Annotated in this window: 25 protein-coding genes and 1 pseudogene; 14 read left to right on the top strand and 12 right to left on the bottom strand. The window is 70.4% G+C overall.

Features of this window, described 5'->3' with window-relative positions; translation table 11 throughout:
* Nucleotides 1-344: 344 nt before the first annotated feature.
* Nucleotides 345-1073, top strand: a complete 729-nt coding sequence (locus AB0I98_RS34280) for a lysophospholipid acyltransferase family protein (RefSeq protein WP_362948740.1) — start codon at nucleotides 345-347, stop codon at nucleotides 1071-1073.
* Between the two features lie 56 nt (nucleotides 1074-1129).
* On the opposite strand, the gene AB0I98_RS34275 is transcribed toward AB0I98_RS34280, so the two are convergent.
* Both AB0I98_RS34275 and AB0I98_RS34270 read right to left on the bottom strand, forming a co-directional pair.
* A complete protein-coding gene (locus AB0I98_RS34275; RefSeq protein WP_362948738.1) occupies nucleotides 1130-1834 on the bottom strand; it encodes a phenylalanine--tRNA ligase beta subunit-related protein in 705 nt (234 codons plus the stop codon).
* 13 nt (nucleotides 1835-1847) lie between these two features.
* Nucleotides 1848-2438, bottom strand: a complete 591-nt coding sequence (locus AB0I98_RS34270) for a transglutaminase domain-containing protein (RefSeq protein ID WP_362948736.1) — start codon at nucleotides 2436-2438, stop codon at nucleotides 1848-1850.
* A gap of 187 nt (nucleotides 2439-2625) precedes the next feature.
* Between AB0I98_RS34270 and AB0I98_RS34265 the strand changes: the two genes are divergently transcribed.
* Entirely contained in the window at nucleotides 2626-4011 is a 1386-nt protein-coding gene (locus AB0I98_RS34265; protein ID WP_362948734.1) for a hypothetical protein, read from the top strand.
* Between the two features lie 15 nt (nucleotides 4012-4026).
* On the opposite strand, the gene AB0I98_RS34260 is transcribed toward AB0I98_RS34265, so the two are convergent.
* Genes AB0I98_RS34260 through AB0I98_RS34250 form a run of 3 tightly spaced genes read right to left on the bottom strand, consistent with a single transcriptional unit; the run spans nucleotide 4027 to nucleotide 7276 of the window.
* A complete protein-coding gene (locus AB0I98_RS34260) occupies nucleotides 4027-5097 on the bottom strand; it encodes a low specificity L-threonine aldolase (RefSeq protein WP_362948732.1) in 1071 nt (356 codons plus the stop codon).
* Complete coding sequence (locus AB0I98_RS34255) at nucleotides 5094-5840, bottom strand: SDR family oxidoreductase (RefSeq protein ID WP_362948824.1); 747 nt, start codon at nucleotides 5838-5840, stop codon at nucleotides 5094-5096. The genes AB0I98_RS34260 and AB0I98_RS34255 overlap by 4 nt, the downstream gene beginning before the upstream one ends.
* A 38-nt stretch (nucleotides 5841-5878) precedes the next feature.
* Nucleotides 5879-7276, bottom strand: a complete 1398-nt coding sequence (locus AB0I98_RS34250; RefSeq protein WP_362948730.1) for a DUF6421 family protein — start codon at nucleotides 7274-7276, stop codon at nucleotides 5879-5881.
* A 394-nt stretch (nucleotides 7277-7670) separates the two neighbouring features.
* Here AB0I98_RS34250 and AB0I98_RS34245 point away from each other — a divergent pair, with 394 nt between their 5' ends.
* Nucleotides 7671-8354 (top strand): glycerophosphodiester phosphodiesterase family protein, encoded by a 684-nt coding sequence (locus AB0I98_RS34245; protein WP_362948728.1) that lies wholly within the window; start codon nucleotides 7671-7673, stop codon nucleotides 8352-8354.
* A gap of 3 nt (nucleotides 8355-8357) precedes the next feature.
* Here AB0I98_RS34245 and AB0I98_RS34240 read toward each other — a convergent pair whose 3' ends face one another.
* A complete protein-coding gene (locus tag AB0I98_RS34240; RefSeq protein WP_362948727.1) occupies nucleotides 8358-8897 on the bottom strand; it encodes a GNAT family N-acetyltransferase in 540 nt (179 codons plus the stop codon).
* A 71-nt stretch (nucleotides 8898-8968) separates the two neighbouring features.
* Here AB0I98_RS34240 and AB0I98_RS34235 point away from each other — a divergent pair, with 71 nt between their 5' ends.
* The gene (locus AB0I98_RS34235) at nucleotides 8969-9361 is read left to right on the top strand and encodes a VOC family protein (RefSeq protein WP_362948726.1); all 393 of its coding nucleotides are present in this window, start codon (nucleotides 8969-8971) and stop codon (nucleotides 9359-9361) included.
* A gap of 64 nt (nucleotides 9362-9425) precedes the next feature.
* On the opposite strand, the gene AB0I98_RS34230 is transcribed toward AB0I98_RS34235, so the two are convergent.
* Nucleotides 9426-10346, bottom strand: a complete 921-nt coding sequence (locus tag AB0I98_RS34230; protein ID WP_362948724.1) for an N-acetyltransferase — start codon at nucleotides 10344-10346, stop codon at nucleotides 9426-9428.
* Between the two features lie 176 nt (nucleotides 10347-10522).
* On the opposite strand from AB0I98_RS34230, the gene AB0I98_RS34225 reads away from it, so the two are divergent.
* The 6 genes from AB0I98_RS34225 (at nucleotide 10523) to AB0I98_RS34200 (ending at nucleotide 15486) form a co-directional block, all read left to right on the top strand.
* Entirely contained in the window at nucleotides 10523-11287 is a 765-nt protein-coding gene (locus tag AB0I98_RS34225; protein WP_362948722.1) for a VOC family protein, read from the top strand.
* Between the two features lie 166 nt (nucleotides 11288-11453).
* Entirely contained in the window at nucleotides 11454-11984 is a 531-nt protein-coding gene (locus AB0I98_RS34220; protein WP_362948720.1) for a DUF5134 domain-containing protein, read from the top strand.
* An 86-nt stretch (nucleotides 11985-12070) separates the two neighbouring features.
* Nucleotides 12071-13006: a M56 family metallopeptidase gene (locus AB0I98_RS34215; RefSeq protein ID WP_362948718.1), complete on the top strand. Its 936-nt coding sequence runs from the start codon at nucleotides 12071-12073 to the stop codon at nucleotides 13004-13006.
* Between the two features lie 118 nt (nucleotides 13007-13124).
* Nucleotides 13125-13796 (top strand): phosphatase PAP2 family protein, encoded by a 672-nt coding sequence (locus AB0I98_RS34210; protein ID WP_362948716.1) that lies wholly within the window; start codon nucleotides 13125-13127, stop codon nucleotides 13794-13796.
* 141 nt (nucleotides 13797-13937) lie between these two features.
* Nucleotides 13938-14627, top strand: a complete 690-nt coding sequence (locus AB0I98_RS34205) for an HAD-IA family hydrolase (RefSeq protein WP_362948714.1) — start codon at nucleotides 13938-13940, stop codon at nucleotides 14625-14627.
* Nucleotides 14628-14772: 145 nt separating this feature from the next.
* The gene (locus tag AB0I98_RS34200) at nucleotides 14773-15486 is read left to right on the top strand and encodes a helix-turn-helix domain-containing protein (RefSeq protein WP_362948713.1); all 714 of its coding nucleotides are present in this window, start codon (nucleotides 14773-14775) and stop codon (nucleotides 15484-15486) included.
* On the opposite strand, the gene AB0I98_RS34195 is transcribed toward AB0I98_RS34200, so the two are convergent.
* A complete protein-coding gene (locus AB0I98_RS34195) occupies nucleotides 15474-16976 on the bottom strand; it encodes a hypothetical protein (protein ID WP_362948711.1) in 1503 nt (500 codons plus the stop codon). The two genes, AB0I98_RS34200 and AB0I98_RS34195, sit on opposite strands and share 13 nt — an antisense overlap.
* A 95-nt stretch (nucleotides 16977-17071) precedes the next feature.
* Here AB0I98_RS34195 and AB0I98_RS34190 point away from each other — a divergent pair, with 95 nt between their 5' ends.
* Nucleotides 17072-17713, top strand: a complete 642-nt coding sequence (locus tag AB0I98_RS34190) for a DUF305 domain-containing protein (RefSeq protein WP_362948710.1) — start codon at nucleotides 17072-17074, stop codon at nucleotides 17711-17713.
* Between the two features lie 12 nt (nucleotides 17714-17725).
* On the opposite strand, the gene AB0I98_RS34185 is transcribed toward AB0I98_RS34190, so the two are convergent.
* Nucleotides 17726-18196 carry a DUF6214 family protein gene (locus AB0I98_RS34185; RefSeq protein ID WP_362948822.1) on the bottom strand — a complete coding sequence of 157 codons (471 nt, stop codon included), beginning with the start codon at nucleotides 18194-18196 and terminating at the stop codon, nucleotides 17726-17728.
* Nucleotides 18197-18397: 201 nt separating this feature from the next.
* On the opposite strand from AB0I98_RS34185, the gene AB0I98_RS34180 reads away from it, so the two are divergent.
* Entirely contained in the window at nucleotides 18398-19747 is a 1350-nt protein-coding gene (locus tag AB0I98_RS34180; protein ID WP_362948708.1) for an FAD-dependent oxidoreductase, read from the top strand.
* Between the two features lie 105 nt (nucleotides 19748-19852).
* Complete coding sequence (locus tag AB0I98_RS34175) at nucleotides 19853-21232, top strand: nucleobase:cation symporter-2 family protein (RefSeq protein WP_362948707.1); 1380 nt, start codon at nucleotides 19853-19855, stop codon at nucleotides 21230-21232.
* Here the strand turns inward: AB0I98_RS34175 and AB0I98_RS34170 are convergent.
* On the bottom strand, nucleotides 21155-21505 hold the full coding sequence (locus AB0I98_RS34170) for a helix-turn-helix transcriptional regulator (RefSeq protein WP_301977806.1): 351 nt from the start codon (nucleotides 21503-21505) through the stop codon (nucleotides 21155-21157). The two genes, AB0I98_RS34175 and AB0I98_RS34170, sit on opposite strands and share 78 nt — an antisense overlap.
* A 124-nt stretch (nucleotides 21506-21629) precedes the next feature.
* Between AB0I98_RS34170 and AB0I98_RS34165 the strand changes: the two genes are divergently transcribed.
* Nucleotides 21630-22709, top strand: coding sequence for an NADH:flavin oxidoreductase/NADH oxidase (locus AB0I98_RS34165; protein ID WP_362948706.1), 1080 nt, complete (start codon nucleotides 21630-21632; stop codon nucleotides 22707-22709).
* 89 nt (nucleotides 22710-22798) lie between these two features.
* Here the strand turns inward: AB0I98_RS34165 and AB0I98_RS34160 are convergent.
* Nucleotides 22799-23707: pseudogene (locus tag AB0I98_RS34160) on the bottom strand (PHB depolymerase family esterase); the annotation flags it as partial.
* A gap of 341 nt (nucleotides 23708-24048) precedes the next feature.
* Nucleotides 24049-26690, bottom strand: a 2642-nt coding sequence (locus tag AB0I98_RS34155) for a cation-translocating P-type ATPase (RefSeq protein WP_362948704.1), incomplete at its 5' end; no start/stop codon positions are given.

Genomic DNA, 26690 nt, shown 5'->3' with positions numbered 1-26690 from the left:
CCACCAGGCCCCTCATCTTCTCGTCAGCACGCACACGACTCCAAAGATTCCTTCGCCCCTGCCGCGCACGTCCCCCGTTTCTCACTGCTGCATTCGGGTACTGCTGGGCTGCGAGATGTGCCTGGTCGTACGAAGGGTTCCCGTACGTGCGGAGTAAAGGTGACGTAAAAGCCCGAGGTGGATCATGGTGTCGACGTGACGAGGATCTCGCACTTCCCAGGAACCAACACTGGCTGTCCGTGCGTTCTTGGGGCACGATCTGCGAGATGCCGTAAACCTACGGCTGCGTAACTTTCCCGCCGGGAGCCCTTTCCCTGGCAGAGAAGGAAGGGTTCACCCCGTCCATGGCAGAGCTTGTCTACCGTCCCGTTGTCGGTCTCGCCCTCACTTTGTTCAAGGCGTGGGACCTGAAGATCGACTGCAAGGGATCGGAGAACATTCCGCGCTCGGGCGGCGCCGTGCTGGTGAGCAACCACATCAGCTACCTGGACTTCATCTTCGACGGCCTGGCGGCGCTCCCGCAGAAGCGGCTCGTCCGCTTCATGGCCAAGGAGTCCGTGTTCCGGCACAAGATCTCCGGGCCGCTGATGCGCGGGATGAAGCACATCCCCGTGGACCGCAAGCAGGGTGAGGCGGCATACAAGCACGCGCTCGACTCGCTGCGCTCCGGCGAGATCGTCGGGGTCTTCCCGGAGGCCACGATCTCGGAGTCGTTCACGCTGAAGACCTTCAAGTCGGGCGCCGCGCGACTGGCCCAGGAGGCGGGCGTACCGCTGATCCCGATGGCCGTGTGGGGCACGCAGCGGCTGTGGACCAAGGGCCACCCGAAGAACTTCAAGCGGAGCCACACCCCGATCACCATCCGGGTCGGCGAGGCGATCGAGGCATCCCGCGACAAGTACGCCGGCGCCATCACGCGCCAGCTGCGCGAGGCCGTACAGGAGCTCCTCGAAGCGGCCCAGCGCGCCTACCCCGTGCGCCCCAAGGACGCCCAGGACACCTGGTGGATGCCGGCGCACCTCGGTGGTACGGCGCCCACACCGGAAGAGGTCCGCGCGGCCGAGGCCCGCTGACACCGCGCGTCACACCGACCGTCAGGGTCCCGGCAGAGACGGGCCAGTGCGGCGGATCAGTCCCGCGCCGGTTCTGCGGGACGGATCTCGAGGTGCGCGCCGGGGCTGAACTTCTCCAGCAGTTCGGCGAGTTCGGCAGCCGCCTGCTCGACGTCGGCGACCGGCATCGGCGCCATGCTCTCCAGCAGGAAGATCGCCGAGACGGTCTCCTCGGTGAGCCGGGTGCGCGGCCCCTGGCGCCAGTTCCAGCGGCGGCAGGTCACCCCGGCCTCGTCGCACCACACGATCTCGCCGGCGTCGGGGTGCTCGACGACCTCCTCGCCCGCGGCGACGGTCACGAAGTCCTCGTCGCCGGTGGCACGGACGAGACGCATGCCGCCCTGGATGTGGTCGAGGTCCTCGCCGCCCACGGGGATCAGGTGGGCGACGCTGATGGCGTTGTAGAGGTCGACGAGCACATTGATCCGGGGCAGCCCGGCCTCCGACAACGCCCGCTTGGCCAGCGCCTCCGCCGAGTTGCGGGTGCGTGAGGGCTTCGACCCGAAGGCCGTGTAGGCCGCCCGCCAGGCCGCCATGTGCGGGTCCTCGTGCGGCGCGCGCCCGTCCAGGCGTACGGCGAGCCGCCGGGCCGCGTCGTCGAGGAGCGCCGAACTGGCGTCGGTGCTGGGCCCGTTGACGAGGCCGTGCGCCTCGATGGCGACGTGCGTGAAGCCGGGTGCGAGGGCGCGCACCTCGTCGGACACGGTCAGCGTGAGAGTCATGGTCGGCCTTGCCTCAGAGTGCGGTGGGAAGCGTCTGCCACAGGTGCGGCCGGTCGCGCGCCGCCTTGAGCGCGTTCAGCACGACCGGATGAGGTTCAGCGTACAACACCGGATAGTCCACCTCATTGGACTTGGGTTCGGCCACGAACGCCAGCCGTTCACCGTCGAGCGAGAACTGGGCGTCCACGCCGCGCTTGTTGCCCCTGGGGTCCTGCCGATGCCAGGCTCCGTTGAACCGGACGGCGACCAGACCGTGCACGACGTGCCCGTCGCCGTCGTCCGCCAGCCGCTGATAGCAGAACGCCGTCGGGATGTCCTCGGCCCGCAGCAGCGCCGCGAGGGCGTGCGCCTTGGCGTAGCAGATGCCGGTCCCCTGCTCCAGGACATCGGAAGCACGCCAGGTGACCCGCGGATCGCCGGAGTCCTGGGAGTGCGGGATGGTGTCACGCACGAACTCGAACGCCAGCCGCGCATAGGCATACGAGTCCTGCGCCTTCCCGGCAAGGTGGGCAGCCGTCATCCGTACGCGCGGATGGTTGTGGTCGATGATGTCGTCGGCAGCCAAATAGGCGGACAGGTCAGGGGTTTCCTGAGTGAGCTCCATGTCTGCAGAGCATAGGAATGCGATCACCTGGTCGTCAATGAATTTTCTACACAACGCATATTTATGCGACAGCTCGGTCTGCCGGTGGAAGAACGGCCGAAGACCGCCGCAACCCGCCGCTCCGGCACAACCCATCCCCCGTGCCGCCGGTCTCGGCCACCGGCAGACCGTCGACGAGGGGGAACAGATGAAGCAGACGCAGACCAAACCGACACGACGCGTGAGGCTCCGCCTTCTCGCGGGGGCGCTCGCCGGATGTGCCCTGGCAGTGGCCGGGACCGGGGCCGCACAGGCCGTTTCCGACCAGCTGTGGATCAGCGTGCCGTCCGAGACAGTGCTGCCGGGGCCGGACGCGGGCGGCAGCGCACCTGAGCGCCGGCTCACTGTGGACATCGCCCACGACAACCTCGACAACGGCGTTCCGGCCGGGCAGCTCACCGTGGACGCGAGCGAGATCGCCTCCTTCGCCCAGGTGTCGTGGCCGGACAACTGCGTGCCCGAGTCGGCCGCCAAGGCGAGTTGCGCCTTCCCGGAGATGCCGGCCGGGACGAAGAGCGTGACCGCCGCCCGGCTCGGGCTCCGCGCGCTGCCGGACGCGGACCTCAGCGCATCGGGGTCCGTGCGGTACACGGCCACCGCGGGGGAGCTGACGTCGCACACCGCTCAGACCCAGGTCGCCCTCGGCGACGGACCGGATCTCGGACTCAGCCAGGCCGAGGACCAGCGGGGACTCGGGCCGGGCACGGACACCAGCGTGCGGGCGACGGTCGTCAACAGCGGCAACCGGGCCGTGGACCGGACGCTGCTGTGGCTCGACGCCTCATACGGCCTGCGGTTCAAGGAGCGGCACTCCAACTGCGAGTACCGGCAGCACGAGACCGGCACATCGGCGGTGTGCGTGCTGGACGAGCCGGTGGCGCCGGGGCAGGAGCACACGCTGGTGACCGAGCTGGGCGTCGGGCGGAAGGCGCTGTATGAGCGGTTCGACCACTCCGTCGAGCCGTATTCGGACGAAAGGCTGCAAGACATCCGCGGCGACTGGACATGGACTCGGGGCACCGGCGCCGAGCTGGACCTTCTTCCGGTGGCCGCGGCCGAGGACGACGACCTCGATCTGTCGGACAACGCACGGAGCGTGATTCTCGACGCCCGGAACACCGCGGACCTGAAACTCATCGGCAGCCGGGTGACCGGCGCCGTCGGTGAGACCGTGACCGCGGGAGTGACCGTGTACAACCGCGGACCGGCGTGGGTGGCGTCGCTGGGCGCGGGCGCGCCCGTGACCATGGTGCGGTTCCAGGCGCCGGAGGGCACGACGGTCGTCGGGCTGCCGGAGGACTGCTATGTGCTGCCGCCGTCCGAGGAGGGTCCGTCCGCCACGACGTACTTCTGCTGGACGCCGATCTACCTGCACGACAAGGCGTCCTACACCATCGAGGTCCAGTTGCGGATCGACCAGGTGGTGCGCGGGGCACGCACCACCGTCGCCACCGTCATCGAGGAGACAGAACTCGACATCCGCCGGTTCGATCCGAACCTGCGCAACAACAGGACTGCCATCGTCGTCAACTGACGCACGGCGCGGCCCTCAGCGGGCCATCTCCTCCTTGAGCGCCGCCACGAACGCGTCCACGTCCTCCTCGGTCGTGTCGAAGGCGCACATCCAGCGGACGTCGCCCGCGGCCTCGTCCCAGAAGTAGAAGCGGAACCGCTTCTGCAGGCGCTCGCTCACGTCGTGCGGAAGGTGCGCGAACACGGCGTTGGACTGCACCGGGTAGAGCAGTTCGACGCCGTGCACCGCGCGCACGCCCTCCGCGAGCCGCTGGGCCATCTCATTGGAGTGGCGGGCGTTGCGCAGCCACAGGTCCCTGGCGAACAGCGCCTCCAACTGCACCGACACGAAGCGCATCTTGGAGGCGAGCTGCATGGACAGCTTGCGCAGGTGCTTCATATGGCGGACGGCGTCCTGATTGATGACGACGACCGCCTCGCCGAACAGCGCGCCGTTCTTGGTCCCGCCCAGGGAGAGGAGATCGACGCCGACCGCGTCGGTGAAGGTCCGCATGGGCATGTTGAGCGAGGCCGCCGCGTTGGCGAGGCGGGAGCCGTCGAGGTGGACCTTCATGCCGTGCGCATGGGCGTGCTCGCAGATGGCGCGGATCTCGTCCGGCGTGTAGACGGTGCCGAGTTCGGTGCTCTGGGCGATCGAGACGACCTGCGGCATGGCCCGGTGCTCGTCGTCCCAGCCGTACGCCTGCCGGTCGATCAGCTCGGGGGTGAGCTTGCCGTCGGGTGTGGGCACGGTGAGCAGCTTCAGGCCGCCCATGCGCTCGGGGGCGCCGCCCTCGTCGACGTTGATGTGCGCGCTCTCGGCGCAGATCACCGCGCCCCAGCGGTCGGTGACCGCCTGGAGCGCGACGACGTTGGCGCCGGTGCCGTTGAAGACGGGGAAAGCCTCCGCGGTGGCGCCGAAGTGGCTGCGGATGATCCGCTGGAGGTTCTCGGTGTAGACGTCCTCGCCGTACGCGACCTGGTGCCCGCCGTTGGCCAGGGCCAGGGCGGCGAGCACCTCGGGGTGGGCCCCGGCGTAGTTGTCGCTGGCGAAACCGCGGAGCTCCGGATCGTGATGGCGGCGGGCGTCGGTCTTCGGAGGGTTCACGGCTTCTCGGTCAGCCACAGACGGGTTCCGTTCACTTCGGCGGCGGGCTTCTCCCAGACTCCGACGATGGCCTCGGCCAGGTCCTTGACGTCCGTGAAGCCCGCGAACTTCGCGTTGGGTCGCTCGGCGCGCATCGCGTCGTGCACCAGTGCCTTCACCACCAGGATCGCAGCCGCCGCGTTCGGGCCCTGCTCGCCCCCGGCCTTGCGGAAATAGTCGGCGGTGGCCAGCGTCCACGCCTCGGCGGCGGCCTTGGCGGCGGCGTAGGCGGCGTTCCCCGCGGTGGGCTTGCTGGCGCCGGCCGCGCTGATCAGGACGTACCGGCCGCGGTCACTGCGCTGCAGGGCCTCGTGGAATGCGAGGGAGGTGTGCTGCACCGTGCGGATCAGCAGCAGCTCGAGGAAGTCCCAGTCGTCGAGGTTGGTCCGGGTGAAGGTCTCGCTGCCGCGCCAGCCGCCGACGAGGTGGACCAGGCCGTCGACCCGGCCGAAGTCCTTCTCGATACGGGTCGCCCAGTCGTGGGTGGACTGGAGGTCGAGCAGATCGACCGTGTCACCGACGACGGTGGCACCACCGTGTGCGTAACTGGCCGCGTCCACGGCCTCGGCCAGCCGCTCCGGGTCGTTGTCCGAGCCGACGACGGTCGCACCCGCCTCGGCCAGCCTGAGCAGCGCCGCCCGCCCGGCGGGTCCACCCGCACCGGCCACCGCGATCACCGCACCGCTGAGAGCCCCGTTCCCCATGGTCTTCGCCTCCTGAGCCACGTTCTTGGTGCGGTCGCTCACGCGGCGACCCGCTCGGCGGAGTCCGCCGTGATGCCCCGAGTCGAGGCAATCACGTTCTTCAGCTTCTTGGACAGCGCCTCATAGAACATGCTCAGGGGAAACTCGTCCGGAAGCACGTCATCGACGAGTTTGCGCGGCGGCAGCGTCAGGTCGAGGGCGTCGGGACCCTTGGCCCACTTGGAGCCGGGGTGCGGAGCGAGGTAGGTGGAGACCAGCTCGTACCCCTTGAACCAGTGGACGAGCTTGGGGCGGTCGATGCCGTCCCGGTACAGCTGCTCGATGTCGGCGCACAGCTGGTTGGTGACCTGGGGTGCGCGCTCCCAGTCGATGGAGAGCTTGTTGTCGGTCCAGCGGACGACGTCGTGCTTGTGCAGGTAGGCGAAGAGGAGCTGGCCGCCGAGGCCGTCGTAGTTGCGGACGCGCTCGCCGGTGACCGGGAAGCGGAACATGCGGTCGAACAGCACCGCGTACTGCACGTCACGGGCCTGCGGCACACCGTCCGCGGCCAGCTTCACGGCCTCCTTGAAGGCCGTGAGGTCGCAGCGCAGCTCTTCCAGGCCGTACATCCAGAACGGCTGGCGCTGCTTGATCATGAACGGGTCGAAGGGCAGGTCGCCATGGCTGTGGGTGCGGTCGTGGACCATGTCCCACAGGACGAACGCTTCCTCGCAGCGCTTCTGGTCGTGGACCATGGCGGCGATGTCCTCGGGCAGCTCGAGGCCGAGGACGTCCACGGCGGCCGCGGTCACGCGGCGGAAGCGGGCGGCCTCACGGTCACAGAAGATGCCGCCCCAGGAGAAGCGCTCGGGCGCCTCGCGCACGGCGATGGTCTCGGGGAAGAGGACGGCGGAGTTGGTGTCGTAACCGGCCGTGAAGTCCTCGAACTTGATGCCGCAGAACAGCGGGTTGTCGTAGCGGGTGCGCTCCAGCTCGGCCAGCCAGTCCGGCCAGACCATGCGCAGGACGACCGCTTCGAGGTTGCGGTCGGGGTTGCCGTTCTGCGTGTACATCGGGAAGACGACCAGATGCTGGAGGCCGTCCGCGCGGTGCGCGGCGGGCTGGAACGCCAGCAGCGAGTCGAGGAAGTCCGGCACCCCGAACCCGCCGTCGGCCCAGCGGCGCAGATCCTCGACGAGGGCGTCGTGGTAGGCGCGGTCGTGCGGGATCAGCGGGGAGAGCTCCGCGACGGCGTCGATGATCCGGCGCACGACGCGCTCGGCGTCCGCGCGATCAGGGGCGCCCTCGGCCTCGAAGTCGATCGATCCGTCCTTGGACTGCCATGGCCGGATCCGCTCCACGGCATCCTTGAGCACGGGCCATGCCGGGTGCTCCACCACCCTGACCACCGGAGGAACCTGGTCCCCCGCACCCACCTGCACAAGAATTTCCGTCATGTCCCATCCTCCACGGGAGAACCTCGCGTAAGGACACCGTATGCATACGGGGTTCCTTCCAGCAAGAACAGCCTCGGGAAATTATCCTGCGCACACCCCACTGTCACCGAACTTTTTCCCGCCTGATGCCGTGACGGCGATTACTTCGGCCGCGCGCGGGCACACATGGCCCGAGCGTCGGAGCCACCCGCGGTCAATCCGCGCAGGACTCGCCCACGCCCGGGTGACCGCGCCCGGCGACGACGGGCAGCTCCGCCTTGCGCGCCACGCCAATCCCCGGTGAACGCGCGGGTACATCACAGGGAAGGGCCATTAGGCTGCGGCCCTGCCGCGCGAAACGTCCGTGTCGTTTCCCGTGTGCCCGAGCCGCCGTCGACGGAAGCGAGTTGGAACCTTGAACTTCCTTACCATCGGTCACCGCGGAGTCATGGGTATCGAACCCGAGAACACCCTCCGTTCCTTCGTCGCCGCCGAGCACGCCGGCCTCGACGTCATCGAACTCGATCTGCACCTGAGCAAGGACGGCGCCCTCGTCGTCATGCATGACGCGGACGTGGACCGCACGACCGACGGAACCGGCCCGATCGCCGAGAAGACCCTCGCCGAGCTGCGCGCCCTGGACGCGGGCCGCGGGGAGCGCGTACCGGTCTTCGAGGAGGTCCTGGACGCGGTGAAGTGCCCGCTCCAGGCCGAGATCAAGGACGAGGCGGCGGCGCGGGCACTGTCCGAGGTCATGCACAGGCGGGATCTGCTCGCCCGGGTCGAGGTGTCCTCGTTCCACGACGAGGCGATCGCCGAGATCGCCCGCCTGGTGCCCGGCGTCCGCACCGCGCTCATCGCCAGCCGCTACGGCACCGACATCGTGGACCGCGCCGTCGAGGCCGGTGCACGGACGGTCTGCCTCAACATCCGCCGGCTCACCCTGGAGATCGTGGAGCACGCCCGGAAGGCGGACCTCAGGATCATCGGCTGGGTGGTGAACACCCAGGACCAGCTGCGGCTCGTACGGGCTCTGGAACTGGACGGCGCGACCACCGACTACCCGGAGATCAAACGCACCGGCCGCTTCACCGCGTGACGCTCAGCCCAGCTCCTTGACCAGCAGCTCGAACTGCAGGTCGTCGCGGAGCGGAATGCCGAACCGCTCGTCGCCGTACGGGAACGGACTCATCCGTCCCGTACGGCGGTAGCCGCGCCGCTCGTACCAGGCGATCAGGTCATTGCGTACGGAGATCACGGTCATGTGCATCTCCGTGGCGCCCCACTCCTCGCGGACCGTGCGCTCCGCCTCGGCCATGATCACCTTGCCGAGGCCGTCGCCCTGGAGATCGGGGCTGACCGCGAACATCCCGAAGTAGGCGTGATCATCACGATGTTCGAGCTGGCAGCAGGCGACGACCCGCCCGTCCCGCTCCACCGTCAACAGCCGACTGTCGGGCGACTTGATCACGGCCCGCACGCCCTCCGGGTCGGTCCGCTGCCCCTGGAGGATGTCCGCCTCCGTGGTCCATCCGGTCCTGCTGGAGTCACCGCGGTACGCCGACTCGATCAGTGCGACCAGCGCGTCCACATCGCTGTCGACGGCGTCTCGGAACGTCAGTCCGTTGGCTGCGGTCTCCATGGAGTGCGACTCCGATCTGCGGCGCGGCTCGGGCACCGACGAGGGTAACGCAGCCACTAGGCTCCGGGTGCATGGTGCACGTACTGAGCAGCCGGACCCTCCTGCGCCCCACCGATCCCGAACGGTCCCGGCTCTTCTACGGCGAGCAACTGGGCCTGGCCGTCTACCGCGAGTTCGGCACGGGCCCGGAACGCGGCACGGTCTATTTCCTGGGCGGCGGCTTCCTCGAAATCTCCAGCCGCTCGGACACTTCGCCGTCCCCGGCCGTGCGGCTGTGGCTCCAGGTCGAGGACGCGACCGCGGCGTACGAGGAGCTACGGACGAAGGGCGTCGACATCGTCCGGGAGCCGGTGAAGGAGCCGTGGGGCCTGATCGAGATGTGGGTGGCGGATCCGGACGGAACGCGAATCGTGCTGGTAGAGGTACCGCCGGACCACCCGATCCGCTACAGGCCGGGGACTTGAGCGCCCCAAAGGGGCGCGGGGAACTGCGCGATCAACCACAACGAACCCGCAGACGCCCAACGACCTAGCGCGGCACCCCAGGAAGCGCCCACCCCCGATCGGTCCGGGCCAGTTCCCGAAACCCCGCCGAAGTCAGATGGCCGATCATCGTGCCGTCCGCAGCCGCCCCGTAGGCAAGCAGCCGATCCGCACCACACAACCGCAGCCAATCCGCACCCTGGGCAAGCAGCCGCCGCTCGACGCCCCGTCCGTACTGAGCCGGCTCAATGTGCAGATTGCCGATGTCGGCGAGGCCACCGGCACGGGCGTGGCGTTCAGGGCGAGCCAACGTCGTGTCGACCTCGATGAAGCCCAGAGGAGCACCATCGGCGTACGCCGTGAGCCGCGTACCGCACTCCCCCAGCGTGCGCTCGACCCTGACGCCCGGCCACGGCTCCGACACCGGCAGATCGGACACCCGCGCGATCAGGATGACCTCCGTGTCCCCCGTGTGCCGGAACCCGGCACGTTCGTAAACGGCTCGGATGTGCGGCCAGTTCCGGGGCAGGCCGTACACGACCGGGGCAGGTAGCTCGCCGCTCGCGTAACAGGCACGGACACCCCAGCGGGCCAGTTGAGCGAGGCACGCGCTCATCAGCAGATCGGCCGCCTCGTCGGCGTCCGGCCAGAACGAGGCCGACGGATGGCAGACGAGCCAGTCGATCTCACCGATGTCCCGGTAGCACTCGCCCACTTCGGCGTCGGCGCGGTACCGCAGCAGATGCGCGGCGGCCACGACGTAGTCACGCTGCTCGGCGACGAGCGTCACCCGCTCGGCCACCCACGGGTCGGTGATGAACTCGTCCGGCTGTCGCTCCAGGCTGCTGAGCACCGTGTTCACCGAGACGGAGACACCGGGGACGACGGCGGCGACATGCGCGTTGATCAGGTCGGTGAGCTGGTCGCGGTCGGCGCGGTGGAAGGGGCGCACGGTGGGCGCGGGCATGCGGGACCTCCGGGAGAACGGGTCGGGCTGGAGGCCGCCATGCGATGCGGTACGGGCCCGAGGGTACGTCGGCGGCGGCGCCGGGCACCAGTGGATTCGCGTCGGATGGCCGGGCGCCCGAGCGGGGCATAGCGTGCTGGAGGAGATCGCCGTGTCTGCCCTACGGAGGGATCGCCATGAAGCTCGACAAGCCGGTGCCCGGCGGACCCTGCTGGACCGAGCTCGGAACCGATGACCTGACGGCGGCCAAGCGGTTCTACGAGGAGTTGTTCGGCTGGCGTACCGTGACGGATCCGCGCGAGGACGCGGGCGGCTACACGATGGCCCACCTCGGCGACGCCCCGGTCGCCGCGCTGACCCCGCTGTACCAGGAGGGGCAGCCCGTCGCGTGGAACGTGTCGTTCGCGGTGGCCGACGCCGACGAGGCGGCGCAGCGGGTGGCGGAGGCCGGCGGGACGGTGCTGGTCGGTCCGATGGACGTGTTCGATGTGGGCCGGTTCGCGGTGGCTCTCGATCCGACCGGTGCCGCCTTCCAGCTGTGGCAGGCACGGGCGTTCCCGGGCGCCGGGCTGTTCAACGCGCCCGGCGCGCTGGGCTGGGTGGAGCTGCTGACCCGGGCGCCGGAGCGCGCCGAGTCCTTCTACACGACGGTCTTCGGCTGGAGCGTCAACTCCTCCGCGCACTACACGCAGTGGGGCATCGACGGCGCCGACTTCGGCGGCATGACCACGATGGACGACAAGTTCCCGCCCGAGGTGCCGACCCACTGGCTGCCCTACTTCGCCGTGGCCGACGTGGACACCAGCGCGGCCACCGCGGCAGGAGCGGGCGGCACGGTCCTCATGGAGCCGACGTCCGTACCGCACGGGCCGCGGATCGCGGTGCTGCGGGACCCGCAGGGGGCGGTGTTCGGGGTCTACCTCGCGGGGGACGAGGGCTGAGGCGACGGGCAGCGCACGCTGCCACCACTCGCCGGGGCAGCGTCCGCCCTCGCCTTCACGTGCTCCACCGAATGCCCCCCGTGTACACCCTTGCGCTCGTATGCGCCCCGCCTGTCCCGGGCATCTCCTGAGCGAGTGGCCGCGACCGTCGACCGCGGAGGTGCGTGTGCACGGACCGGCTTCGTCCGGCTGGCTGCTGGTCGCGCTGTGCGCGGCGACCGGGGCCTACTGTCTGCTGCGGATGCGCAGCAGCGTCGAGGAGCAGCGCCGTGCCGCGGGCGGTGAGGCGCTGATGGGTTTCGGCATGGCCGCGATGGCCGTACCGACCGCGGTGTTCACGCCGCCTTCGTGGGCCTGGCCCGTGTACGCGGCCGTGTTCGGTGTGGCCGCGCTGCACGCGTTGTGGGCGGCCCGGACACACGCCCACCATCTGCACCATCTGGTCGGCGCCGCGGCCATGGTCTACATGGCGTTGGCGATGGCCGCATCGCCGGGACGGCACGGCGATTCCGGCGTCCCGCTCGTCACGGCGGCGCTGCTGGCGTACTTCATGGCGTACGTGCTGCTGTCCGGCGCCCGGCTGGTGCCCGTCGGCGCCGGTGGCGGGAGCGTGGGGTGGGGCGACCGGCCGGAGCTGGCGCGGGCCTGCCGGCTGTCGATGGGGATCGGGATGGTCGCGATGCTGCTGGCGGTGTGAGTACGGGCCGCATACGGCCGTGGTCTGCGTCACTTCGGCGTAACAAGCCGTACCCCTGAGCGTTCCGCCGCTCATAGGGTGCTCCCATGATGGTCCCCGCGGCACTGTTGCTGCTCGGCGCCCTGACCGCCGTGGTCGCCCCTCGGCTGATCGCCCGGGCCGACTGGCCGGACCGTGAACCCGTCGTCGCCCTGTGGGTGTGGCAGTGCGTGGTGGCGGCCGTGCTCCTGTGCTGCGCGCTGTCGATGACGCTCAGCGCGGCGGCGGCCTGGCAGGCGGTCCGGGGCCATGTGTTCGCGCCCGCGCCGCACGCCGTCGTGGAGGCCTACGCCTTCGGCCCCACCGGCCCCTGGGCCGCCACGACCGCGGTGGCGCTCGCGCTGGGCGGGGTGTGGACCGCGGCGATGCTGGTCCGCGAGGTCGCGCGGGCACGCGCACGGCGACGTCAGCGGGAGGCCGAACTCCTCATCCGCGCCCCGCGGTTGCCCGGCGAGGGGCCCGAGCGTCATCGCCTGGTCGTCCTCGAGGGCGAGCGGCCCGACGCCTGGTGGCTGCCGGGTGCGCGGCCCCAACTGGTCGTCACCACCGCCGCGTTGCGCCGGCTGAAGGGCCGGCAGCTGGACGCCGTACTGGCCCATGAGGAGGGGCACGCGCAGGCGCGGCACGACTGGCTGCTGCACTGCTCGGCCGCGCTGGCGGGCGGGTTTCCGCAGGTGCCGGTGTTCGCCGCGTTCCGTGACGAGATGCACCGGCTGGTCGAACTCGCCGCCGACGACACGGCCTCCCGGCGCTTCGGCCGCCTGACCACCGCCCTGGCGCTGGTGGAACTCAACGAGGACCGGGGCGTGTTCGGCCACGGGGCCACCCCGCACACCCATGTGCCGCAGCGGGTGAACCGGCTGCTCACTCCCCCGGACCGGCTCTCGGCGGCCCGGCGGCTACGGCTCACCGCGGCGGCCTCGCTGGTGCCGGTGGTGCCGGTGCTGGTGGCGTTCGTACCGGCGCTGCGGACGCTGGGCTAGGACCAGTACGGCCAAGGGCCGGTACGAAGGACCAGGCGGCCGGAATCACGTCCGCGACCCCGGCCTCCTCGGAGCCCGGAATTGGCCTCGCGCCCCGTAGTTCGGCGAGGATCACAACATGCACACCCCGTCCCTCGACTCCCCGCCCCGCCCGCCCGCCCATCGCGGCGCCCTGCGCTCCGCCGCCGCCCTGGCAGCGTCCTCCCTGCTGCTCCTCATCCTCGTCGCGGCGGAGTGGGGCCCCCTGATCGCGCTCGACGGCGACATCTCCCGCACCACCCACCGCTGGGCGGTCGACGACCCCGACGTCACCCAGGCGTGCCGGATCCTCACGGACTGGGTGTGGGACCCGTGGACGATGCGCATCCTGAGCGCGGCCGTCGTGGTGTGGCTGCTGTGGAGACACCGGGCCTGGCGGACGGCTCTGTGGCTGGCGGCCACCGTGGCCCTGGGCACCCTGGTGCAGCAGTCCCTCAAAGCGGCGGTCGGCCGGGCCCGCCCGGTCTGGCCCGACCCCGTCGACTCGGCCCACTACGCGGCGTTCCCGTCCGGCCACGCCATGACCGCCGCGGTCGTCTGCGGCGTCCTGCTCTGGCTCCTCCACCACCACGGCACCGGCCGCGTCCTGTGGCGTACGGCGGTGGCGGTGGCGGTGATCTCCGTGGTCGGCGTCGGCCTGACCCGCGTATGGCTCGGCGTGCACTGGACCACGGACGTCGTCGGCGGCTGGCTCCTGGGCGCGACACTGGTGGCACTGGCGGCGCTGGCGCATCGGCGGTGGATCGTCTGAGCAGATCGGCCAAAGTCCTCCGCGGTGCGGCAGCGCCCCCCGAAGGGGCGCGGGGAACTGCGCGACCAGCCACATCGGCGCCGCAGACGACCGACGACCCATCGCGGCACAGCCAGCGCAGCGCTCTCGTAGGATCACCTCATGACTGCCGTGCTGTTCGATTTCTCCGGGACCCTCTTCCGTGTCGAGTCCACCGAGTCCTGGCTGCGGGGCGCGCTCACCGAGGCCGGGATCGAGCTGCCGGAGCCGGAGTTGACCGAGACAGCGCAGGCGCTGGAGACGGCGGGCGCGCTGCCCGGCGGCGCCGATCCGGAGCGGCTGCCCACGGAGGTCGCCGAGGTGTGGGACGTCCGGGACCAGAGCTCGGAGCTGCACCGGGCGGCGTACACCGGGCTCTCCCGGCAGGTGCCGCTGCCCGACCCGGGGTTGCACGACGCGCTGTACGAGCGCCATATGCTGCCCGCCGCGTGGTCGCCGTACCCCGATGCCGCGGAGGTCCTGCACACCCTGCGTGAGCGCGGAATCCCGGTCGGCGTGGTGAGCAACATCGGCTGGGATCTGCGCCCGGTGTTCCGCGAGCACGGCCTCGACCCGTACATCGACGTATACGTTCTGTCGTACGAGCACGGCATCAGGAAGCCGGACCCGCGGCTGTTCGCGACCGCCTGCGCGAAGCTCGGCGTCGAACCGCGCGACGCGCTCATGGTCGGTGACAACCGCCGTGCGGACGGCGGCGCGGCCACGCTGGGCTGCGGGGTGCACTTCGTGGACCATCTGCCGCTGGCACTGCGGCCCGACGGCCTGCGGCCGGTGCTGGACCTGGTGGGCTGAGCCGGCCCGGAAATGGGCCGCCTCCTCGGACGATCCCCCGCGTCGCCCGAGGAGGACGGCAGCACCGGACCAGCCCGCGGAAAGGGGCAGGTCCGGACGCGCTGAGTATAGTTGGCTGCCAGCCAGTCAACGCAGGAGTTACAGCATGTCCCCGCGCAGCGCCTCGGTCAATGAAGAGTTGCGGCGGCGTTCCCGGGAGCGGCTTCTGCAGGCGGCGGTCGAACTGGTCGGTGAGCACGGGTTCGAGGCGACGACGCTGGGCGACATCGCGGACAGAGCGGGCTCGGCGCGCGGCCTGGTGTCGTACTACTTCCCCGGCAAACGCCAACTCGTGCAGTCCGCGGTGCACCGGCTGATGAACCGCACGCTGGAGGAGGCGCTGGAGCGCGAGCCGTGTACCGAGGACGGCCGGGAGCGGATGGCGCGGGCGATCGACGCGATCCTGGGCCTGGCCCGGGACCGGCCCGTGCTGATGCGCCAGCACATGGCCGGGCTGCTGCAGGCCGAGGGATTCATGCCGTGCCCGGAGCAGCGGCGGCTGGCCGAGCTGCTGCGGGACACCGTCGCCCGCAACGGCTCACAGGACGTCGACGCCGACTACCCGATGCTGCGTGCCCTGCTGATGGGCGCGGTCTATGCGGCGCTGGTGCCGGGTGCCCCGATGCCCCTGCCGGTGCTGCGGGCCGAGCTGTTCCAGCGCTACCGGCTGGACTGGGCGCTGGGTGTCCCGCCGGACACCGAGGTGGCGTCCGGCGGGACGGGTGACACGGATCTGTCACGGTTCTTCGCGACCGGCGAGCGGCCCGAGGATCAGTCGAAGCAGTCCGGTCAGTCGAAGCGGTCCGGTCAGTCGAAGTAGTCCGGCTGGGTCTGTACGTTGAGCTCGCTCATCCGCACCCACTTCGCCGGGTCGGTACGCCAGTCGTTGATCTTGAGGACGTCGAGTCCCTTGGCGATGTCGTTCGAGTAGATGTAGCCGTTGTAGTAGTACGCCGACCAGGAACCCGCCGTCGTGACCCGGTCCGTGGTCAGCGGGCCGCGCTCGAAGTAGGCGATCTCCTTCGGCTTGGCGGAGTTGGTGAAGTCCCAGACGGAGACGCCGCCCTGGTACCAGGCCTGGACCATGATGTCCCTGCCCTTGACCGGGATCAGCGAGCCGTTGTGGGCCACGCAGACCTCGGTGTCCGCCTGGTGACGGTCGATCTTGAAGTAGCTGCGGAAGACCAGCTTGCGCTTGTCGCCCTTGCCGACGAGGTCGTAGATGCCGTCGGCACCGCGGTTCGGGCCGATCTCCTCGTTGCAGGTGGCCGCTCCGCCGCCGCCCAGCTCGTCGGTGAAGATGACCTTGTTGGCCCGCTGGTTGAAGGTCGCCGAGTGCCAGAACGCGAAGTTGACGTTGTCCTGGACCCGGTCGATGACCTTCGGGTGCTCCGGGTCCGCGATGGAGAACAGGATGCCGTCGCCCATGCAGGCGCCGGCGGCCAGGTCCTTCGAGGGCAGCACGGTGATGTCGTGGCAGCCGGTGGTCTTCGAGACGCCGGGGTTGGTGGGAGCGCCCGGGTTGCCGCCGCCGTCGGGTCCCTCACCGGGGAAGAGGACCGGGAAGCCCACCATGGCGGCCTTCTCGGGGGCCTTGCGCGGGACCTTGATGACCGAGATGCCGTCGTGCGGTGGCTGGCAGTCGGGGTAGGTGGCGCTCGGCGAGTACGAGGAGACGTAGATGTAGACGTTCCGGCGCTCGGGCACCAGCGTGTGGGTGTGCGAGCCGCAGGCGGTCTCCACGGCGGCGACGTACCTGGGGTTGGCCTTGTCGCTGATGTCGAAGACCTTCATGCCCTCCCACGAGGACTTCTCGGTCGCGGGCTGCGTGGTGCTGCTGCAACTGCTGTCGCTGCGCGAGGAGTCGGTGGACAGGAAGAGCAGGTCGCCGGAGACCGAGATGTCGTTCTGCGAGCCGGGACACAGCACCTGGGAGACCGTCTTCGGGGCCTTCGGGTTGCTGATGTCGAAGATCCGGAAGCCGTCGTAGTTGCCGGCGAAGGCGTACCTGCCCTGGAAGGCGAGGTCCGAATTGGTGCCCGGCAGCACGTCCTTGGGGATGTTCGTCACGTGCTGGATGTTGGCGGAGTGGACGATCTCGTCCTGGCCGGGTATCTCGCCGCTCTCGAGGGACCGTCTCACCTCGGCCTGGGTGCTCTTGGAGACCTCCTTCTGCGCCGCCGGGCCGTCCCCCGGGTCGGGGGTCGCGGCCGCCGGACCGCCGGTGAGCAGCGCGGCCAGCAGCCCGACGGCGACAGCGCCGACTCCCAGGCGTCTGTGCCGCGTTCGGGGATCGTTCAACAGGATCACTGTTTCCTCCCTTGTTCCGTTCGCGTGAGAACGGTCATGCACGTCGAAGTATTGTCTTGTGCATGCTCATACCAACAGAGGGACACAGACATGTAATGAAGCTTTTCAATAGATCGTTTACGGCCGTCCTGGCCGCCATCGCCGTTCTGGCGCTGGGAAGTTGCGACTCCGGATCCGACGCCGACTCCGCTCCGGAGAGCGGGCCCTCGGTGATCGTGCCGGGCAAGCCCGGCGAGGCGAACCACACGATGTCCGCCGAGGACGCCGCGGAGCAGCGCGCCGACGACGACTCCCCCAACGCCGCCGACGTGTCGTTCGCCCGCATGATGATCGAGCACCACTCCCAGGCCCTGGAGATGACCGAACTCGCCCCGGACCGGGCCGAGTCGACGAAGATCAAGAAGCTGGCGGAGCGGATCGCGGCCGCGCAGAAGCCCGAGATCGAGGGCATGAGGGGCTGGCTGAAGACGCACGGCGAGAAAGAGTCGGGCGGCGGACACGACCACGCCACGATGCCCGGGATGGCGACCGAGGGTCAGCTCAGCAACTTGCGCAAAGCCAAGGGGAAAGCGTTCGACCAGCTCTTCATCACCCTCATGATCACCCATCACGAAGGGGCGGTCACCATGGCCACGGAGGTGAAGGCGCAGGGGAACAACATCCAGATCGAGGAGATGGCGGACGACACGATCGCCCAGCAGACCAGCGAGATCAACCGGATGCGGGACCTGCCGTGAGCCGGACGCGCCTCAGCGGCGAGCGTGACGCGCCGTCAGGAATCCGGCGTCGCGGGCCTGGGCGATCAGACTGAGCGACCGGCGCCGGCTGTGCCCGGTCGCGCCCATCACCGCGAGGACGGGATCGACGCCCTTCTCCTGTGCCGCGCGGTATTCCCGGGCCACCAGCCACTGCCCCGCGATGCCGCGCGGCCAGGCGGGCCGGGCATGCCGCGAGGCCCCCGGCCGGCCGGCGGGCTCCACCCCGCACACCTCGGACAGCGGGCCCTCGACCCACTCGGCGAGCACCGCCAGGTCGTCGAGGGACAACGCCGGCTGGGCCCGCACGTCCTCGATACAGACCCCGGCGTCGGACACCACGGCGATCAGGTCGACCTGCGCACCGTCCGGGAACGCCAGCTGAACGCCCCACCAGGACGTCACGCCGGCGTCGTCCCCAGCGGCTCCGTCTTCCCGCACTTCCCACGCGGGCCACACGGACACCGCACCGTCCATCGGACAACGATCAGAAAGATCAAGAAAGGATGCTTCGAGCACACACGCAACGAAACCGCATGATCACATTCCATACGAAAGGACACGCACGCCCGTCCTCCGGTCAGCACCCTGTCAGCGGAGCATCCGCGGTGCGATGCTGGAAGCGTCAGCGATCTCCGACGGTCCTTCGGGGTAAGGAGTTCCGCCGTGCTTCGTGTCGCCGTCGTCGGCTCCGGGCCGAGCGGGGTCTACACCGCCCAGAGCCTCGTCCAGCTCCACTCCGACGTGCTCGTGGACGTCCTGGACCGGCTGCCGTGCCCGTACGGCCTGGTGCGCTACGGGGTGGCACCCGACCACGAGAAGATCAAGTCGCTGCAGAACAACCTCCGGGCGGTCCTGGAACACGAGCGGGTGCGGTTCCTCGGCGGCGTCGAGGTGGGCCCCGGCGGGATGCCCGCGGCGAGGCTGCGCGAGCTGTACCACGCGGTCGTGTACTGCGTGGGCGCCGCGACCGACCGGCGTCTGGGGATCCCCGGTGAGGATCTGCCCGGCAGCTGGTCGGCGACCGAGTTCGTCTCCTGGTACAGCGCCCACCCGGACGCCACCGCCGACGGCTTCGTGCTCGGCGCACGCTCCGCGGTGGTCATCGGCGTCGGCAACGTGGCCGTGGACGTCACCCGGATGCTGGCCCGCGGCCAGGCCGAGCTGAGCCCCACCGACATGCCGCAGGCGGCGCTCACCGCACTGGCGGCGAGCCGGGTGTCCGAGATCAGCATGGTCGGCCGCCGCGGCCCCTCCCAGGCCCGCTTCACCACCAAGGAACTCCGCGAACTCGGCGCCCTCCCGGACACCCAAGTGCACGTCGTCCCAACCGAGTTGGCCCTGGACCCGGCCTACGCCGATCCCTCCGCGCTCCCCGCGGCGAACCGCCGCAACGTGGAGGTGCTGCGCGGCTGGGCGGAGACCCCGCCGAAGGACGCCCACCACCACATCCGGCTGCGCTTCTTCCTGCGCCCCGTCGAACTCCTCGCCGAGCCCGAGTCCGGCCGCGTGGGCGCCGTGCGCTTCGAGCGGACGCACCCCGACGCCCACGGCGGCGTGACCGGCACCGGCCACTACGAGGACATCGAGGCCCAGCTGGTCCTGCGTTCGGTCGGCTACCGCGGCGTCCCCCTGGAGGGCCTCCCCTTCGACACGACGACCGGCACAGTGCCCCATCTCGCCGGCCGCGTACTCCGCGATGACCTCGTCGCGCCGGGCGAGTACGTGGCGGGCTGGATCAAGCGCGGGCCCACAGGCGTCATCGGCACCAACCGTCCGGACGCCAAGGAGACGGTGACATCACTGATCGAGGACGCCGACGTACTCGTACAGAAGGATCTACCTGAGGACCCGCTGACGGCACTGCGAGCCGAGGGGATCGAGCCGGTGGAATGGACGGGTTGGCAGGCGATCGAGCGGGCAGAGGCGGAGCTAGGTGCGTCACTCGGCAGGGGCGTGGTAAAGCTCCCCGACTGGCAGTCACTACTGAACGCAGCACACGGCAACGCCGACTAGGGGCGCGGGGAACTGCGCGACCAGCCACCCACCACCCGCACCAAGCAACGACGCAGCAACGCCCCCGAAATCAACAAACTGTTCAAGGAGTCTACGGTCCCGCCCATGACCACAACGGCACACCCCGTGGACGAAGTCCCACCCGCCCGCCACCTCGCCGCCTTCGGCCTCCAGCACGTCCTCGCGATGTACGCCGGCGCCGTGGCCGTCCCCCTGATCGTCGGCGGCGCCATGAAACTGTCGCCCGCGGACCTGGCGTATCTGATCACCGCCGACCTGCTGGTATGCGGAATCGCCACGCTCATCCAGTGCATCGGCTTCTGGCGCTTCGGCGTACGGCTGCCGATCATGCAGGGCTGTACGTTCGCGGCCGTGCCCCCGATGGTGCTGATCGGGACGACGGGCGGCGGACTGCCCGCGATCTACGGCGCCGTGATCGTCGCGGGCCTGGCGATCATGCTGCTCGCGCCGGTCTTCGGAAAGCTGCTGCGGTTCTTCCCGCCGCTGGTCACCGGCACGGTGATCCTGATCATCGGCATCTCACTGCTGCCGGTGGCGGGCAACTGGGCCGCGGGCGGCGCCGGTTCGGCGGACTTCGGGGAGCCGAAGAACCTCGCGCTGGCCGGTTTCGTCCTGCTGGTGGTGCTGGCCGTGCAGCGGTTCGCGCCGGTGTTCCTGAGCCGGATCGCGGTGCTGGCCGGCATCGTGGTGGGCCTCGCGGTCGCGGTGCCGTTCGGCTTCACGGACTTCGGCGGGGTCGGGGACGCCGACTGGGTCGGCATCAGCACGCCGTTCCACTTCGGCGCACCCACCTTCGAGGCGTCGGCGATCATCTCGATGCTGGTGGTGGCGCTGGTGACGATGACCGAGACGACCGGTGACCTGATCGCGGTGGGCGAGATGACGGACCGCAAGGTCGAGCCGCGCTCCCTCTCGGACGGTCTGCGCGCGGACGGCTTCTCCACGGTCCTCGGCGGCGTCTTCAACACCTTCCCGTACACGGCGTACGCGCAGAACGTCGGGCTCGTCGGCATGACGCGCGTGCGCAGCCGCTGGGTCGTGGCGGCCGCGGGCGGCATGCTCGTGCTGCTCGGGCTGCTGCCCAAGCTGGGCGCGGTGGTGGCGGCGATACCGGCGCCGGTGCTCGGCGGCGCGGGCCTGGTGATGTTCGGGACGGTCGCGGCGAGCGGGCTGCGGACGCTCGCCCAGGTCGACTTCAAGGGCAACAACAACCTGACGGTGGTGGCCGTTTCGGTCGCCATGGGCGTGCTGCCGGTCGGCGTGCCGACGATCTACGAGAAGTTCCCGGACTGGTTCCAGACGGTGATGAACAGCGGCATCAGCGCGGGCTGCCTCACCGCGATCGTGCTGAACCTGCTCTTCAACCACCTTCCCGCACAGGCCGGTTCAGCCGCCGAGGCGGACGGCCTGCCGGGCGGCGGCGTCGAGAAGGGTGTCGAGAAGCCCCGGGAAGAGGCCGTCTAGGTCGTCCCGGCGCAGGCCGTTCATCTTGGCCGTGCCCCGGTAGATCTGCCGGATCACTCCGCTCTCGCGCAGCACCCGGAAGTGGTGCGTGGTCGTGGACTTGGTGACCGGCAGGTCGAAGCGCGAACAGGAGAGCTCGCCGCCGTCGGTGGCGAGCTCTCGCACGATCTGCAACCGCATGGGGTCGGAGAGTGCGTGCAGGATGCCCTCCAGCCGGATCTCGTCGCGCGCCGGGTGCGGAAGATCGCGGCTGGTGGTGGCGGCGGTGGTCACGGCGGCTCCAGTTCGTCGGACGGAATTCCATTGTACGAGGGGTCTCGTAGTTTGACACTTCCCGTACTACGATGCCTATCGTACGAGTCGTCCATCGACCCCGTGACGATTGGAGCAGCTCACCATGAGCGCCCTCTTCCAGCCTTTCCGCCTGCGCGATGTGACCGTCCCGAACCGGGTCTGGATGGCCCCGATGTGCCAGTACTCGGCCGCACCGGCGGGCCCGGACACCGGGGCCCCGAACGACTGGCACTTCGCCCACTACGCGGCGCGCGCGGCGGGCGGCACGGGCCTGATCCTGGTCGAGGCGACCGCCGTCAGCGCCGAGGGCCGGATCTCCCCGTACGACCTGGGCATCTGGAACGACACGCAGGTCGAGGCGTTCCGCCGGATCACTCGCTTCCTGGTCTCACAGGGCACGGTGCCCGGGATCCAGCTCGCGCACGGCGGCCGCAAGGCGTCGACCGACCAGCCCTGGAAGGGCGGTGCACCGGTGGGACCGGACACGTACGGCTGGCAGCCGGTGGCACCTAGCCCGGTCGCGTTCGACGAGCGGCACCCGGTGCCGGACGAGTTGACGGTGACTCAGATCGGCGAGGTCATCGGCCAGTTCGCGGACGCAGCCCGCCGTGCTCTCGCCGCCGGCTTCGAGGTCGCCGAGATCCACGGCGCCCACGGCTACCTGATCAACGAGTTCCTCTCGCCGCACTCCAACCACCGCACCGACGCGTACGGCGGCTCGTACGAGAACCGCACCCGTTTCGCCCTCGAGGTCGTCGACGCCGTACGGGAAGTGTGGCCGGACGACAAGCCGCTGTTCTTCCGTATCTCGGCGACCGACTGGCTCGAGGACGGCGGCTGGACCGCTGACGACACCGTCCGTTTCGCCGCCGACCTCCGGGCCCACGGCATCGACCTGCTCGACGTCTCCACCGGCGGCAACGCCTCCGGCGTCCACATCCCGACCGGCCCCGGCTACCAGGTGCCGTTCGCCGCCCGCGTCAAGGCGGGGACGAGCCTGTCCGTCGCCGCCGTCGGCCTGATCACCGAGGCCGAACAGGCCGAGAAGATCCTCGCCAACGACGAGGCCGACGCGGTGCTGCTCGGCCGTGAGCTGCTGCGGAACCCGTCCTGGGCGCGGCATGCGGCGCGCGAGCTGGGCGGGGAGGTCCACGTGCCGGACCAGTATCACCGCTCGGTCTGACCGGCCCTCCGCCAAGGCCGACGTATTAAACCCGTACGACCGCGCTGGTGAGCACGGTCGTACGGGCTGGGGGGCGGTCAACTGCTTGCGATGCCGAAGAAGGTCAGCACGCGAGCGGCCATACCGGGGGCGTAGAGGTCGGGGTGGCCGACGCCCTGGAGGCTGATGCCTTCGACGGGAGCCTGGTCACCGGTACCGCCGTAGCGGGTACGGGTCCAGCTGGACTGGGGCGAGTCCGTGGCAGCCGGGGTCGCACTGACACCGTGCACGTTCGTCCACTGCTCGATCTGCTCCTTGAAGTTCGGGTAGCACAGCACGTCGTCCTCGGTGCCGTGCCACACCTGCATCCGCGGCCGGGGCCCGTTGTAACCGGGATACGCGGCACGCACCAGGTCGCCCCACTCCTGCGGGGTGCGGTCGATGTCGCCGTCCGCGCACGGATGGTTCCACCCGGTGCCGTCGGCGTTGGCGAAGCAGCCGAACGGCACGCCGGCGAAGGAGGCGCCCGCCTTGAACACATCGGGGTAGACGGCCAGCAGGACGTTCGTCATCATCCCGCCCGAGGAGATGCCGGTGGCGAAGATCCGGCTGGTATCGGCGTCATACATCCGGGTCACATAGTCGACCATGGACTTGATGCCGACCGGGTCGCTGCCGCCGCCGCGGCGCAGGGCCTCGGGTGAGGAGACGTCGAAGCACCCGGTGTCACGGGTGACCGACGGGTAGACGACGATGTACCCGTACTGGTCGGCGAGCGAGGCGTACTCGGTGGTGGAGTGCATCGCCGGGCCGGAGCCCCCGCACCAGTGCGGCGCCACCACGACGGCCGGCTTGTCGGCCACGTTGTCCGGTACGTAGAGGTACATCTGCAGGTTGCTGGGGTTCTCGCCGAAGCCGGTGACCTCGTTGAGCGCCGCGGTGGGCTCGTCGACGCGGGCGTCGGCCGGGGGCGCGGCGATGAGCGCTGCCGCGAGCATTCCGCAGAGTGCGGCGAGCATGGTGCGAAGTGGTCTGCGCTTGGTAGTGGCAGGCAAAGTGGTTCATCCCTTCGTGATGGCGGCTCGTGCGACTGTCGACAGCGGGATCGGCAGAGAAGCGAGCGCTCCCGTGCGGCGACGTCGACAGTTCCCCGCTGGGCAGGGATGTCCGAATGAGTTGTGCGCAAAGCGTGGAGCGGAACCGCCGATCTCCTGGGTGCTGTTCAGCGAACTGACCGTCAGACACCTCACTGGGGCCGAAGTCGGCAGCATGCCCGGCTCAGCGTTCTACATCCAGTACTTCATTCACGTACATGACCTGCCGCAGCCACCCGAAGGGACGCATCCGTATGCGTATGGGCTTACCGGCTCAGCCGTACCACCGCCCGCTCCAGCTCCGGCATCACCCGCTGTCCGGTCACCGCCAGTGCGATGGCCGCCACGACGCCGGTCCAGGCGACCGGGCCCAGTGGTGTGCAGCCGAGGGCATTGCTCACGCCCGGTGTCTGAACCAGCAGGACGAGGGCGGCGGCGGAGCCGAAGGAGGTGACGCGGACCAGCGGGGAGCCGCTGCGGTCGGCCAGGGTCTGGGCGAGCTGGGTGCCGACGACCGCGCACAGGGCCATCGTCGTGGTCCGGCGGGCCGTCCCCGGCGTGAACCGGCCGATGAGCCAGGCCACGACCGCGCCCATGCAGGTCGTCAGCGCCCGGTGACGGATCTGCCGCATCAGCGGGGTGCCGAGCAGGGTCTTGCCCAGCGGCGCGCTGACGTCGGTCTCCCCCTCCTTCTGCGGTGTCACCGCCACCGCCATCGCCGGGAACAGGTCCGTGAACAGGTTCACCAGCAGCATCTGACGGGTGGACAGCGGGGCGGAGCCGGCGAGCAGCGTGCCCACGATCCCGAAACCCACCTCGCCCGCGTTGCCGCCGATCAGGATGGCGATCGCGTCGGCGACGCTGTGCCACAGGGCGCGGCCCTCGACGACCGCCTCGACGAGCACCGTGAGGTCGTCGTGGGTGAGCACCAGGTCGGCGGCGTTGCGGGCGGCGGCCGAGCCGCGGGCGCTGATGCCGACGCCGATGTCGGCGGCGCGGATGGCGGCCGCGTCGTTGGCGCCGTCGCCGACCATGCCGACCACCCGGCCCGCGTCCATCAGGGCCTCGACGACCTGGAGCTTCTGCTCGGGCGCGACCCGGGCCACGACATCCACGTCCCGCAGCATCCGGGCGCGCTCGGAGCGGTCCGCGGCGGCCAGTTCGTCGCCGGTGACGACGGCCGTGTCGTCGGGCCAGCCCAGCTCGAGGGCGATCGCCCGCGCCGTCTGCGGATGATCGCCGGTCAGCATGACGGGTCGTACGCCCGCCTCCCGCAGCCCGTGGACGAGGGCGGTGGATGTCTCGCGCGCCGCGTCGGCGAGCGCGAGCAGACCGGTGAACTCCAGGTCGGACAGGGGCTCTTCACAGACGTCCGTGTCTTTCTCGTCGTCGCCCAGGCGCCGTCGCGCGACCGCGAGGACCCGCAGTCCGTCGCGGGCCAGCGACTGCGCCGTACGCGAGGCGTCTTCCGGCAGGTCGCGGCAGGCGGGCAGGACGATCTCCGGGGCGCCCTTGACCACGAACTCCCGTATTCCGTCGGCCGCGTGGCCCACGGCTCCGGCGTATCCGCGCCCGGCCTCGAACGGCCGGCCCTCGGTCTGCTCCCATTCCGGGTCGCGCCCGGCCGCGGCCAGGACCGCCTCGTCGGTGGAGTGCACCGGCTGGTCGGGGCCCTCCTCGGGCTCGGGGCAGGCGCGCACCGCGACGCGCAGGGTGGCCGAGTCGACGGCCTCGTCCGGCTTGCGGGCGGTGCCGTCGGGGTCGGTGACGCGGACGAGGCGCAGCTTGTTCTCGGTGAGGGTGCCCGTCTTGTCGAAGCAGATGGTGTCCATCCGGCCGAGGGCTTCGAGCGTGCGCGGGGTGCGGACCAGCACGCCCCGCTTGCTGAGCCTGCGGGCGGCGGCCAGTTGCGCGACCGTGGCCACCAGCGGCAGCCCTTCGGGTACGGCGGCCACCGCGACCGCGACCCCGCCGCTCACCGCCCGGCGGATCGGTGTGCCGCGCAGGAGCGAGAGGCCGGTCACGGCTGCGCCGCCCGCCATCGTCAACGGCAGTGCCTTGCGGGTGAGTTCCTGCAGGCGGGCCTGTACCCCGGCGGCCGGCGGCTTGCGTGCGGTGAGGTGGACCGCGCGGGCGGCCTCGGTGTGGTCGCCGGTCTCCACCACCACGGCACGGGCCTGTCCGGCCACCACGGTCGTGCCCTCGTACACCATGCAGCTGCGGTCGGCGACGGGTGCGCGCGGGGTCGGGGCGGTCTGTTTCTCCGCGGGCAGGGATTCGCCGGTCAGCGCGGACTCGTCGACCTCCAGGCCGTCCTCCCACAGCAGGCGGGCGTCGGCCGGCACGACGTCGTCGGCCTGCAGCTCGATCACGTCGCCGGGCCTGAGGCGTGCGGCGTCGACGGTGTGCGGGTGGTCCGAGGTCTCGTCGGGTGCGACGCGTGCCTTCTGCTTCTGTTCCGCGAGCAGCCCGGACAGCGCCCGTTCGGCCCGCAGTCGTTGTACGCCGCCGACCAGGGCGTTCAGGTCGAGGGCGCCGACGACCAGCAGGGCGTCCACGACCGAGCCGAGGATCGCCGACGCGGCCGAGCCGACGGCCAGCACCGGGGTGAGCGGGTCGTCCAGCTCGCCCCGTACGGCCCGGCCCAGCCGCAGCGCCCCCTTGGCCGGCGCGAACACCGGGTTGCGGGCGACGGTTCTGACCGCCTGCCGCACCTTGAAGGCCGCCTCGGCCGCCGGAGTCGGCGGCTCTTCCAGCCGGTGCTCCAGCCGCTGCCGTACGTCCTTCGCCTTCAGCTCATGCCAGGCCACCCGCGCCCGGGGACGTGGCGCGCGGGTGGCCGCGACGCCTACGGCATCTCGCGCCCCGGTCACCAGAGCCAGCGCCGCGCTCGCGTCGACGGGCGCGT

The organism is Streptomyces sp. NPDC050211, from assembly GCF_040656035.1.
GTDB lineage: Bacteria > Actinomycetota > Actinomycetes > Streptomycetales > Streptomycetaceae > Streptomyces.
Note: the sequence above shows the minus strand (reverse complement) of the source record. Positions and strands in the feature narration are given on the sequence as shown.

What these genes read in the sequence shown, in the direction of transcription:
- AB0I98_RS34240 (WP_362948727.1), bottom strand. Translation starts at nt 8,897, where the DNA reads ATGGAGACCGCAGCCAACGGACTGACGTTCCGAGACGCCGTCGACAGC.
- AB0I98_RS34280 (WP_362948740.1), top strand. Translation starts at nt 345, where the DNA reads ATGGCAGAGCTTGTCTACCGTCCCGTTGTCGGTCTCGCCCTCACTTTG.
- AB0I98_RS34255 (WP_362948824.1), bottom strand. Translation starts at nt 5,840, where the DNA reads ATGGGGAACGGGGCTCTCAGCGGTGCGGTGATCGCGGTGGCCGGTGCG.
- AB0I98_RS34250 (WP_362948730.1), bottom strand. Translation starts at nt 7,276, where the DNA reads ATGACGGAAATTCTTGTGCAGGTGGGTGCGGGGGACCAGGTTCCTCCG.
- AB0I98_RS34175 (WP_362948707.1), top strand. Translation starts at nt 19,853, where the DNA reads ATGACCACAACGGCACACCCCGTGGACGAAGTCCCACCCGCCCGCCAC.
- AB0I98_RS34230 (WP_362948724.1), bottom strand. Translation starts at nt 10,346, where the DNA reads ATGCCCGCGCCCACCGTGCGCCCCTTCCACCGCGCCGACCGCGACCAG.
- AB0I98_RS34165 (WP_362948706.1), top strand. Translation starts at nt 21,630, where the DNA reads ATGAGCGCCCTCTTCCAGCCTTTCCGCCTGCGCGATGTGACCGTCCCG.
- AB0I98_RS34215 (WP_362948718.1), top strand. Translation starts at nt 12,071, where the DNA reads ATGATGGTCCCCGCGGCACTGTTGCTGCTCGGCGCCCTGACCGCCGTG.
- AB0I98_RS34270 (WP_362948736.1), bottom strand. Translation starts at nt 2,438, where the DNA reads ATGGAGCTCACTCAGGAAACCCCTGACCTGTCCGCCTATTTGGCTGCC.
- AB0I98_RS34265 (WP_362948734.1), top strand. Translation starts at nt 2,626, where the DNA reads ATGAAGCAGACGCAGACCAAACCGACACGACGCGTGAGGCTCCGCCTT.
- AB0I98_RS34210 (WP_362948716.1), top strand. Translation starts at nt 13,125, where the DNA reads ATGCACACCCCGTCCCTCGACTCCCCGCCCCGCCCGCCCGCCCATCGC.
- AB0I98_RS34200 (WP_362948713.1), top strand. Translation starts at nt 14,773, where the DNA reads ATGTCCCCGCGCAGCGCCTCGGTCAATGAAGAGTTGCGGCGGCGTTCC.
- AB0I98_RS34205 (WP_362948714.1), top strand. Translation starts at nt 13,938, where the DNA reads ATGACTGCCGTGCTGTTCGATTTCTCCGGGACCCTCTTCCGTGTCGAG.
- AB0I98_RS34275 (WP_362948738.1), bottom strand. Translation starts at nt 1,834, where the DNA reads ATGACTCTCACGCTGACCGTGTCCGACGAGGTGCGCGCCCTCGCACCC.
- AB0I98_RS34235 (WP_362948726.1), top strand. Translation starts at nt 8,969, where the DNA reads ATGGTGCACGTACTGAGCAGCCGGACCCTCCTGCGCCCCACCGATCCC.
- AB0I98_RS34225 (WP_362948722.1), top strand. Translation starts at nt 10,523, where the DNA reads ATGAAGCTCGACAAGCCGGTGCCCGGCGGACCCTGCTGGACCGAGCTC.
- AB0I98_RS34190 (WP_362948710.1), top strand. Translation starts at nt 17,072, where the DNA reads ATGAAGCTTTTCAATAGATCGTTTACGGCCGTCCTGGCCGCCATCGCC.